The organism is Brevundimonas sp. (assembly GCF_024711105.1).
GTDB lineage: Bacteria > Pseudomonadota > Alphaproteobacteria > Caulobacterales > Caulobacteraceae > Brevundimonas.
The window spans coordinates 1-3,372 of the sequence record NZ_JANJTL010000073.1 but is presented as its reverse complement, the minus strand read 5'-3'; the positions used below and the strand labels follow the sequence as shown (position 1 = coordinate 3,372).

The 3,372-nt window shown below is 69.2% G+C and carries 5 protein-coding genes; all 5 read left to right on the top strand.

Translation table 11 applies throughout. The annotated features are described in order from the left end of the window. The coding region (gene sufB, locus Q0M60_RS05690) for a Fe-S cluster assembly protein SufB (RefSeq protein ID WP_296817078.1) at positions 1-1,009 on the top strand (1,009 nt) is incomplete at its 5' end. After that, entirely contained in the window at positions 1,006-1,575 is a 570-nt protein-coding gene (locus Q0M60_RS05685; protein ID WP_296817075.1) for a hypothetical protein, read from the top strand. The genes sufB and Q0M60_RS05685, both read left to right, overlap by 4 nt. Next, positions 1,575-1,817 (top strand): hypothetical protein, encoded by a 243-nt coding sequence (locus Q0M60_RS05680; RefSeq protein ID WP_296817072.1) that lies wholly within the window; start codon positions 1,575-1,577, stop codon positions 1,815-1,817. The genes Q0M60_RS05685 and Q0M60_RS05680 overlap by 1 nt, the downstream gene beginning before the upstream one ends. Then, positions 1,818-2,564, top strand: a complete 747-nt coding sequence (sufC, locus tag Q0M60_RS05675) for a Fe-S cluster assembly ATPase SufC (RefSeq protein ID WP_296817070.1) — start codon at positions 1,818-1,820, stop codon at positions 2,562-2,564. Beyond that, positions 2,564-3,372: SufD family Fe-S cluster assembly protein (locus Q0M60_RS05670; RefSeq protein WP_296817068.1), on the top strand; the 809-nt coding region annotated here is incomplete at its 3' end. The genes sufC and Q0M60_RS05670, both read left to right, overlap by 1 nt.

The following is a 3,372-nucleotide window of genomic DNA, read 5'->3' as shown; positions in this document are numbered from 1 at the left end:
GGGGGTGATCTTCCTGCCGATGAGCGAGGCGCTGCGGGAGCATCCCGAGCTGGTGCGGCAGTACCTCGGTTCGGTGGTGCCGGTCAGCGACAACTATTTCGCGGCGCTGAACAGCGCGGTCTTCTCGGACGGATCGTTCGTCTATGTCCCGCCGGGCGTCCGCTGCCCGATGGAGCTGTCGACCTATTTCCGCATCAATGCGGAGAACACCGGCCAGTTCGAGCGCACCCTGATCATCGCCGACAAGGGGGCCTACGTCTCGTATCTGGAGGGCTGCACCGCCCCGATGCGCGACGAGAACCAGCTGCACGCCGCGGTGGTCGAGCTGGTCGCGCTGGACGACGCCGAGATCAAATATTCGACGGTCCAGAACTGGTACCCGGGCGATCCGGTGACGGGCAAGGGCGGCATCTACAACTTCGTCACCAAGCGCGCGGACTGCCGCGGCGACCGCTCGAAGGTGTCCTGGACCCAGGTCGAGACCGGCTCGGCGGTCACCTGGAAATATCCGTCCTGCCTGCTCAAGGGCGAGGGCTCGTCGGGCGAGTTCTATTCCATCGCCATCACCAACGGCCGCCAGCAGGCCGACACCGGCACCAAGATGGTGCACCTGGGCCGGAACACCCGCTCGCGGATCATCTCCAAGGGCGTGTCGGCGGGCCGCTCGTCCAACACCTATCGCGGCCTGGTCTCGGCCCATCCGAAGGCGACCGGCGCGCGCAACTTCACCCAGTGCGACTCCTTGCTTATCGGCAAGGACTGCGCGGCCCACACGGTGCCCTACGTCGAGGCCCGCAACGGCCAGGCCCAGTTCGAGCACGAGGCCACCACCACCCGCCTGTCCGAAGACCAGCTGTTCTACGCCATGCAGCGCGGCCTCAGCCAAGAGGAGGCGGTTCAGCTGCTGGTCAACGGCTTCGTCCGCGAGGTCCTGCAGGAGCTCCCGATGGAGTTCGCCGTCGAGGCCCAGAAGCTGGTGGCGATCAGCCTCGAGGGGTCGGTCGGATGATGACCCCCGTCCTCGCCTTCGCCGCAGCGGCGGTCGCGCAGCAATCGGTCTCGCCGCCCGAGGCCGCTTCGCTGCGCCCGATCGAGCTGTCGGAGCTGGTCGCCGATCTGCTGCCGGCGGAAGGATCTCAGCAACTCGGCTGGACGGCAGGGGCCGAGACGCCGGTCGTCTGGCTGACGCCCGACCCGACGCCCACCGGCGAACACGTCGGTCTGGCTCGGGTGACGGTCGGCGGCCGCGCCTCGACCTTCGAGGGCCGCGAACTGGCCTGGTCGGTCGTCGTCCGACCGGACCTGATTAAGATCGAGCCGGGATTCCCTAGCGTCTACTGCTTCGGCGCGGCCTTCACCGGCTGCGGCTTCACCGCCGAGGAGGCGTTGGGCGGCTCCTCGCTGAACCTGCGGCAGGTGTGCACCGACGACTTCGGCGGCTTCAGTCGGGTGACGGTCTATGAGCTCTCCGCCCCGGGCCGCCACGGCTTCGTACGCCACACCCTGAGCGGTGACGCCGAGGGGTCGAACGCCTGGCTCGAAATCTCGCTTACTTCGCTGGCGTGCGAGATCTGATGACCCAGCCCTGGTTCCACATGGACGGCAGCGTCTTCCGCATCCGGCCGGTGACCCGCGCCGGCTGGGCGGTGGTGCTCGTCGCCTTCGCCATCGACGTCCTGCTGACACTGGCCGCCGCGGTGGCGGTCTTCACGACCGATGACCTCAAGTGGGTGCTGTTGCCCGTGGTCGGCTTCCCGGCGGTGCTCGCCGTCCTTTTCCTCGTCATCGCGGCCACCACACCGCGCACTGGTTCCTGAATGCTCTCGATCAACGATCTTTCCGTCTCCGTCGCCGACAAGCCGATCCTGAAGGGCCTGTCCCTCCAGGTCCCCGCCGGCGAGGTGCACGCCGTCATGGGCCCGAACGGCGCGGGCAAGTCGACGCTCGGCTATTCGCTCGCGGGCCGGCCCGGCTATGAGGTGACCAGCGGCACGGCCTCCTGGAACGGCGAGGACCTGCTGGCGCTCGAGCCCGCCGAGCGGGCGGCCAAGGGCCTGTTTCTGTCCTTCCAATATCCGATGGAGATCGCCGGCGTGCCCGCGCTCACCTTCGTGCGCGCCGCCGTCAACGCCCAGCGCCGCCAGCGCGGCGAGGACGAGATCACCGCCCCGGAGTTCCTGAAGCGCGCCCGCGAGGCCGCCAAGGCCCTGAAGATGGACTTCGACATGCTCAAGAGGCCGCTGAACGTCGGCTTCTCGGGCGGCGAGAAGAAGCGGATGGAAGTGCTTCAGATGGCTCTGCTTCAGCCGTCCCTGCTCATCCTCGACGAGACCGACTCCGGCTTGGATATCGATGCGCTCAAGGTCGTGGCCGATGGGGTAAACGCGCTGCGAAGCCCCGAGCGCTCCATGCTGGTGATCACCCACTACCAGCGTCTGCTCGACTACATCCGGCCCGACCGGGTGCACGTGCTGGTCGCGGGCCGCATCGTCGCCTCGGGCGGCCCCGAGCTGGCGCTCGATCTGGAGGCCGAGGGGTACGACAAGTACCTGGCCGCCGCCTGATGGACCTCGCCGCCCGCATCGATCTGAACGACGCCGAGACCTTCCCGTCCCGCCGCAGCGAGGACTGGAAGTACACCGACGTGCGCCGCTGGCTGCGCGCCGCGCCGGAGCCGTCACCTCAAGCGTCCGCTGAACCCGGCGGCCCCTTCGCCAGTCTCGGCGGCGATGAGCTGCTGTTCGTCAATGGCCGCTGCGACGGCTTTCCCGGTCTGATCGCCGAAGGACCGGGCGAGCATCTGGCCCGGCTGCGCTTCGTCTCGGCCACCGACGGTACGGGCCATCAGGCCGAGGTCGCCGTCGAGGTCGCGGCCGGCTCGGCCCTGACCCTGCTGGAGACGTACGAGGGCGCTGCCGGCGCCTACGTGTCCAACGTCACCTTGCGCATCTCGCTGGGCGAGGGTGCGCGCCTGGAGCGGATCGTGCTCGCCGACGACGCCGAGGATGCGCTCAGCTTCTCGCGCGCGCAGGTCACCCTTGGCGGCTCCGCAGCCATCTCGCAGACCGTCCTGACCACCGGCGCCAAGCTTCAGCGTCTCGAGACCCGTGTCCGCCATCCCGGCGAGGGCGCGGCGGTGCGGCTCGACGGCGCCTATCTGCTCGCCGGCGCCCGCCACGCGGACCTGACCTCCGAGGTCGACCACGTCGGCCCGAACGGCCTGACCGACCAGCTGGCCAAGGGCGTGGTCCGCGACAGCGGCCGCGGCGTCTTCCAGGGCCGCATCGTAGTCCGCAAGGGCGCGGACGGCACAGACGCCCGCATGGGCCACCACGCCCTGATCCTGTCGGAGCGCGGCGAGGTCGACGCCAA